At 44.2% G+C, this 7,236-nt stretch carries 4 protein-coding genes; all 4 read right to left on the bottom strand.

All coding sequences use genetic code 11. The annotated features are described in order from the left end of the window. Positions 1–194 precede the first annotated feature (194 nt). The 4 genes from msrAB to H9653_RS08435 all read right to left on the bottom strand — a co-directional run bounded on the left by msrAB (position 195) and on the right by H9653_RS08435 (position 7,169). Positions 195–2,045, bottom strand: coding sequence for a bifunctional peptide-methionine (S)-S-oxide reductase MsrA/peptide-methionine (R)-S-oxide reductase MsrB (msrAB, locus tag H9653_RS08450; protein ID WP_068408212.1), 1,851 nt, complete (start codon positions 2,043–2,045; stop codon positions 195–197). Between the two features lie 400 nt (positions 2,046–2,445). Beyond that, positions 2,446–3,357: an ATP-binding cassette domain-containing protein gene (locus tag H9653_RS08445; RefSeq protein WP_191691859.1), complete on the bottom strand. Its 912-nt coding sequence runs from the start codon at positions 3,355–3,357 to the stop codon at positions 2,446–2,448. A 34-nt stretch (positions 3,358–3,391) separates the two neighbouring features. Then, positions 3,392–5,350, bottom strand: coding sequence for a glycine betaine ABC transporter substrate-binding protein (locus tag H9653_RS08440; RefSeq protein WP_191691857.1), 1,959 nt, complete (start codon positions 5,348–5,350; stop codon positions 3,392–3,394). Between the two features lie 316 nt (positions 5,351–5,666). Continuing rightward, positions 5,667–7,169 (bottom strand): coniferyl aldehyde dehydrogenase, encoded by a 1,503-nt coding sequence (locus H9653_RS08435; RefSeq protein ID WP_191691854.1) that lies wholly within the window; start codon positions 7,167–7,169, stop codon positions 5,667–5,669. Positions 7,170–7,236: the final 67 nt, after the last annotated feature.

The raw sequence follows: 7,236 nt of genomic DNA, 5'->3' as shown, positions 1-7,236 counted from the left end.
ACTTGAGCGTTTTCATAGAGTGATTATGACCTCAATGAGTTTGGTTGACAAGTCTGTTTTAAGGCTGAGCGACAATAACTGACGCCTGATATCCACGCCCTAGAAGGGACATGGTTTTAAGGCGCTTTTTGATAAAAAAGACGCCAAGCATCAGCTTAACGTCTCTTTATGAGTTTAATCATCAATATCAATCATTAAGGTTTTGCAGGCTTTACCAATTTTACCAACGGCGCATAGCCTGACTGCGGCATCACGCTGACTGGGATAAATTGTAGTGCACCGCCATTGATACAATAGCGCAGTCCGCCGCGGTCTTTTGGGCCATCAGGGAATACATGCCCCAAATGCGAGTCTGCTACCCGTGAGCGAATCTCAGTACGCACCATGTTAAAGGCAGTATCCTCATGCTGAGTAATCACTTGCTTATCGATCGGCTTGGTGAAACTTGGCCAACCGCAGCCAGATTGGTATTTATCGGTGGATAAAAATAACGGCTCACCGCTCACCACATCGACGTAAATCCCTGGCGCAAATAAATTATCATACTCATGACTAAACGCACGTTCTGTCGCCGCCTCTTGAGTGATATTGTACTGGGCTTTGGTTAGAGTGTTTTTTAGCGCACCTTTATCAAAGTTTGCATAGCGTTTGGGATCTAAAGTTTCAGCAACCGTGCTGACCGGTGCAAGCTTGGTTCGCGCAGTGCCTTCTGGTTTATCATCGGCAAGGCTTAAATCGACATGACAATAGCCATTTGGATTTTTTGCCAAATAATCTTGATGATACATCTCAGCCAGATAAAAGTTATCTAAAGGCTTATTTTCTACCACGACTTTTTGTTTATACTGGCTTTGGATACGTTTGAGCGCCGCATCAATCACCGCTTTGTCTGCTTTATCAGTGTAATAAACGCCCGAACGATACTGGACGCCGCGATCATTGCCTTGCTTATTGAGGCTGGTTGGATCTATCACGCGCAAGTAGTATTTTAGAATCGTATCAAGATCGGTTTTATCGGCATCGTAAGTAACCTTAACCGTCTCGGCATGACCTGAGCCGCGAATCACTTGCTCATAGCTTGGATTGGCCGTGTCGCCATTGGCATAGCCTGAGACTGCATCGACCACACCTTCGACACGCTCCATATAAGCTTCAACGCCCCAGAAGCAGCCACCTGCTAAATAGATTGAGCGCGTATTAATCGCCTTACCTTTATCGTTATAATAAACGCCATCTTTTTGCTTGATGGTTTCAATTTTACTGTTGTTATTCAATGCTTGGGCGTTTGCCGGTTTGGCATTACCCGCTTTTAGCTCGGCAAAGTCATTATCAGCATTTTCAGCAAGGGCATAGGCTTGCTCTGCTGATATATTACCTTTGACCAAATGCACCAAGTTGCCTTTTTTATCGAGTATCGCCCAACTTGGATACACTTGCACGCCGAGCTTATTAATCAGCTCACCCGAAGCGTCGGACAATACGGGTAGTTTAGGATAATCAGCTTGCACGCCTGCATACCAAGTCCTAAAATCGCTCTCTGCTTTTTCATTGAGATGACCGGGACTGGCAACGGTAACAAGGTTTAAACCGGCAAACTTAGGATCGGTACGCCACTCTTCGGTTTCTGCAAGCGTGCCTAGACATAACGGGCACCAGCTTGCCCAAAACTTAATCAAGGTAGGTTTATTGGGGTCAATAACCGCCGCACCTGTGTTGCCCAAACCCTTGGTTAATTGCGGTAACGCCTGCATTTGCCCGAGCATATCAGATGGCAGCATATCCCGTGAACTTTTTACGCCGCTGTTTTGGCTACTGGCATTAGCATTGCTCTTAGCATTGTTCTTAGCATTGTTTTCTGCGCTACTCATTTGTCCGCAAGCAACCAAAATCCCTGCACTTAACACCGTCGTTACCCCAAAAGCACTGACATTTTTTAACCAGCGTGCAGCTGCTCGCGGTGACTGTGTCACTAAATCATGAGTGTTGCTGCCCTTATCAGAGCGATTGATATTATGAGACTTATTATCTTGTTTATCAGGTAGCATGAAGAATCCTTTTCACAAAATCTTGCGAGCACCCGCTTAATGATTAATAGTTATTAAGCGTATTCAACAGCAATAAAGCAGAATGAATGTTAGTGAAAGCAAATAGATTGCGAGATATATGAAAATAAAAAGAATGATAACGACATTAGTCTATCTTAATAGTATACATCGCTAGTGGAGTTTACTTTAATAGTAAATAAGTGGTTGCTACACTTTTTTAACAACGCCGTAAGAGTAGTGATATACACAAGTGGCTACAAAGAAATGATGTGAGCAATTATTAATGGGCGATTATATTTATATGAGGATAAAATAGTGAAAAATCAATATTACTAGGCCAATCAATCACTTAATAAGACATTTAATAGTTAATATCAGTTAGATTAAGAATATAAGGTAGTTAACTTTTAGCACCCATAAATTGCGCCACATAATCATCAGCGGGATTGTTGCGTAACTCAGTTGCGCTACCAGTTTGTACCAGCCGCCCACCATTTAAAATACTGATACGTTGACCAACTTTGACCGCCTCATCGATATCATGGGTAATAAAGACGATGGTTTTATTAAGCCGTTCTTGTAAATCAAGCAACTGGTCTTGTAGTTGCGCGCGAATAAGGGGATCAAGTGCGGAGAATGCCTCATCCATCAGCAATATTGGATTGTCGGTCGCCAACGCCCGTGCCAGCCCGACCCGCTGCTGCATACCGCCAGACAGTTCATCAGGATAGCTGCGTTCTAAATTGGGTAGCCCAACTTCATTGAGCCAATAACTTGCCACTTCATGGCGCTCCTTGGTACTCATTTTACGCACACGCAAACCGTAAGCGACGTTTTGTAGCACCGTCATATGAGGCACCAAACCAAAATGCTGAAACACCATGCTGACCGTTTGCTGGCGATAGTGCTGTAGCTCTTTATCATTGAGTGCTAGGATATTAATAGCAGAAGACTTTTCGTTTCTAGCCCGTAATTGCTTTTCGCTTGCGACCGCTGAATTAGAGACGGTTCCCGCTGTATATTCTTTCGCGTTAATAGCGGTATCCACCCAAATTTTTCCGCTAGTTGGGTCAATCAAACGATTGATATGGCGTATCAAGGTTGATTTACCAGAGCCTGACAAACCCATAATACAATGCAGCTCGCCCGCTCTAACGCTTAAATTGATATCATAAAGCCCGACCGAATAGCCAGTCTGCTTTTTGACGGCAATGCTGTCCATACCTTCTGCCAATAATGCCAAGGCGGACTGCGCTTGCGAGCTATTGGCATTATAAATCTTGCTGATATTTTCTAATTGAATATGGTTCATTGTGGCTCTCATTTTCTATTTTTATGATTCATCATTAACCAATTGGGCGTCTGCCCGCATCAATGGTTTTTTGCCGCGCGCGTTTTCCTTGCCCAAAGGCCTGCGTAATACGGTCAATAACGATGGCGACGATGACAATAGCAGTACCTGCTTGTAAGCCTTGACCGATATTGAGCGTTTGAATCGATTGCAGCACATCTTCACCAAGACCCGGCGCGCCAATCATAGAAGCCAGCACCACCATGGAGAGCGACATCATTACCGCTTGATTGATACCTGCCATGATGCTTGGCAGCGCTTGCGGTAATTTAATCCAAATCAGCAGTTGCAAATGCGTGCTACCAAATGAGCGCCCTGCTTCGACCATTTCATGGTTGACCTGGGTAATTCCCAAAGTGGTCAGACGAATCAGCGGCGGCAAGGCATAAATAATGGTGGCAAATAGCGCAGGTACTTTACCAATGCCGAATAACATAAGCACGGGTATCAAATAGACAAAGCTTGGCATGGTCTGCATCACATCGAGTATCGGTGTGATAATTTTACGCAAGATTTTACTACCAGACATTGCGATACCGATTGGAATACCAACCACCACCGTGACCAATACTGATACGATAAGCAGCGCAAAAGTATCAATCAGCGCGCCCCATAGTCCAAACGCACCAATTAAAAATAATCCGACGCCGCATGCCAGCGCAAACCATATTTTACGAACGCCAAACCACGCCAATACAGTCACCAGCGCAATGATTAGCCATGGCGGTATAATGGTTAAAAAGCGTTCAATCGGTAACAATAAATAGGTCAAGGCAGCGCTACTGATACCACGGAAAACTTCGCCATAGTTTCTGACTACAGCTGCTAAAGCCTTGTTGAGCGAGGTTTCAAGCGACCACGAAGGAAAGCTTGAAGACAAACCGAATAAATTGGCTCTATTATTGTTTTCTAACCTATCTGATGCAGCGTTATTTGATAAAGCACTACCGTTCAGACTAATGCCAAGTTTCGCTGCCACATTATCTACCGCTTCTGGCGTTATCCACGTCTGCCAAATATGAGGATTTTGATGTAAAAATACCAGCGCTTGCTCATCACCGCTGCGCTTGTTTTCATTCATCTCTAAAATAGCGCCGTTGAGCTGGTCAGAGGTAAAGTTAACTTGTTTAAAAAAATCAGTCAGCTCAGGATTAGATTGTATAAAAGGCGTTGATACCGCGATACTCAAAGGAGAAACAGGAAAGCCTGAGATGCAATCAGAAGTACCATCAGCTATTAATAAATCTTGCCAACAGGCATCATCGTGCGCAGGGAACTCTAAAGGCACAAAGTCGTATTTTGCCATGAGCCCAGTCGGTTGCCAGTAATAAAACAATAAGGGTTTATGCTGTTCAAAAGCAGAGGATATTTCGGCATCGAGCGCAGCGCCTGTACCGGGGTGGACACTGTTAAAAGTCTTATCTAAACCGGTATTTTTTAATAAACGGGTATTAAAAATCTCACATGCCCATCCTGACGGACAGTTCATAAAGCGCGACTTACTCGGGTCTTCAGGATCTTTAAATAGCTCAGCGTATTTGGGCAAATCTTGATAACGACGCAGACCCGGATTTTCCTCTAGGACATATTTGGGCACATACCAACCTTGAGTCGCACCGCCCTCAAGCGTATCGCCAATAATGGCCACCTTTTTGTCCTCGATCGCTTGCTCTAAAATCGGCGAGCGCCCTATCCACTGTTCGCCGATTACTTGGATATCATCTTGCAGCAGGGCATTTTCAAGCGCCGGACCAGCACCCGGTACCTCAGTCACTTGGCAGCCATAGCCGTTTTCAGTGATATATTTCAACACCCCAGTGGTAAATTGCCCACTCTCCCACGTAAGCGCGCCAAATTTAATCGGCGCATCACAACTTGATACAGCAGCAGATACGGGCAACGACAATATGAGTGAGCTTATTAACAATAAGCTAAAAGCAATCCATTGGCGCACGGCAGATCCTATTTATCGTTATTATTCTTGAAATTATCTCTAAGTTTAGTAAAGCTTATTTTTACACCTAAAGTCTGTTGTTTATTATTAATTTATTTACTTAGAGTGCGTCTAAAAAATAGCACCATTTTGTTTAGGTGGTCTACAAAATGTAGCGATTTATAGATAAGATGACAAATGCTCATTCATTCTAAAAAGCGGTTTTTAACTACTTATTTTGAATGTTCTGAAGGTAATGGATTAACTTTTAGATAAAAAATAGCACCTACCTGAGTAGATGCTATTTTTTATAACGCTACTTATTTAGAGCGTATTGTTATTTTAAAAACAGTGCCATGGCTTTTTTAAATACACCACCATACGGCGGCAATAAAATATTAAGACCATTGAGCTTCGATTGTATGAATACCGGCTTCATATGACTAAGACGCTCAAAACCAGCTTTACCGTGGTAAGCGCCCGTACCTGAGTGCCCAACCCCGCCGAACGGCAAGTCATGCTGCGCCACATGCATAATGACTTCATTGATACACAGACCGCCTGACACCGTATTGTTACGCACCTGATCTATCTCGCTGCTGTTGTCACCAAAGACATAAAGTGCCAACGGGCGTGGACGCTCATTGATAAAATCAATAGCATCATCGAGAGTGTCATAGTGCATCAAGGGCAAAATCGGCGCAAAAATCTCGTTTTGCATCAGCTCACTATCAGGCGCAGGCTCTTTGACAATCACTGGCGGCATCAGGCGGCTGTCGTGATCAGCATCTGCATCCGTCAACTGATGGACATGGTCATCTTCTAGATCATCGAGATAGCCTTTGACGCGTTTAAACTGCTCGCCGTTGATGATGTGCGAGTAATCAGGATTGTCTGAAATATTGGGATAATGCTTTTCCATCCACTCTTTTGCCAGACGGGTAAATTCCTCATGATATTGACGTTGAACCAATACATAATCAGGCGCAATACAGGTTTGACCCGCATTAAGCGTTTTACCCATCATCACGCGATTAACAGCGTTTTCTAAATTAGCACCTTCTAAAACGATAACCGGCGACTTACCACCCAGCTCAAGGGTGACTGGCGTTAAGTTCGGTGCCGCCGCCGCCATGACTTTTTTGCCGACCGCAGTCGAGCCGGTATACAATAAATGGTCAAAAGGCAGTTTACTAAAGGCTTCGGCAATCTCAACTTCGCCAATCACCACAGAAACCATATCCGGTGAAAAATAACGCGAAATAGTCTCAGCAAAGGTTTGAGCAAATTGCGGTGCCGCCTCGCTCATCTTAATCATAATGCGATTGCCCGCTACCAGCGCATCAATCATCGGTCCGACTGCTAAAAATAGCGGGTAATTCCAAGGCACCATAATACCGACCACGCCAAGCGGCTGCGGCTGAATCTCATTATGAGCTGGCATATAAAGCGCTGAAATCGATACCCGCTGCGGCTTCATCCATTTTTTACCATTCTTTTTTGCATGGCTAATACCGGTAAAGCTTGGAAATAGCTCAGCAAACTGTGTTTCGGACTCACTGCGATAGCCAAAATCGGCACTAATCGCTTTGGCAAGTAGCGCTTGGTTGTCGCTTAGCATCACCTCTAAATTATCGAGTTGATTTTCACGCGTGGTCCAATCATTGATAGGCTGCGTGCGGCTCAGCTTTTGTAAGCGCGCAAATTGCGCTTGCATATCAGCGACCGTTTTAATGATACTAAGAGACTCATCTGCATTATGAGCATGATTTGGTTTTTGAGTTTGATTGGTTGGCGTAGGCTCATTTTGAGAGGGTGTATTTTGATTACTATCAGTCATTTGTCTTCCTTGTTATGAGCGTTAGAGTCAGTACGCTATTATCGATTTAGGACTCTGAATCTATGGT

The sequence above is a fragment of the Psychrobacter communis genome (assembly GCF_014836505.1).
Taxonomy (GTDB): Bacteria; Pseudomonadota; Gammaproteobacteria; order Pseudomonadales; family Moraxellaceae; genus Psychrobacter; species Psychrobacter faecalis.
The sequence above is the reverse complement of the archived record's forward strand: the minus strand, read 5'-3'. Positions and strand labels throughout refer to the sequence as shown.

Bases quoted from the DNA above. Each gene is read 5' to 3' on its own strand.
- msrAB (WP_068408212.1), bottom strand. From the start codon at position 2,045: ATGCTACCTGATAAACAAGATAATAAGTCTCATAATATCAATCGCTCT.
- H9653_RS08435 (WP_191691854.1), bottom strand. From the start codon at position 7,169: ATGACTGATAGTAATCAAAATACACCCTCTCAAAATGAGCCTACGCCA.
- H9653_RS08445 (WP_191691859.1), bottom strand. From the start codon at position 3,357: ATGAACCATATTCAATTAGAAAATATCAGCAAGATTTATAATGCCAAT.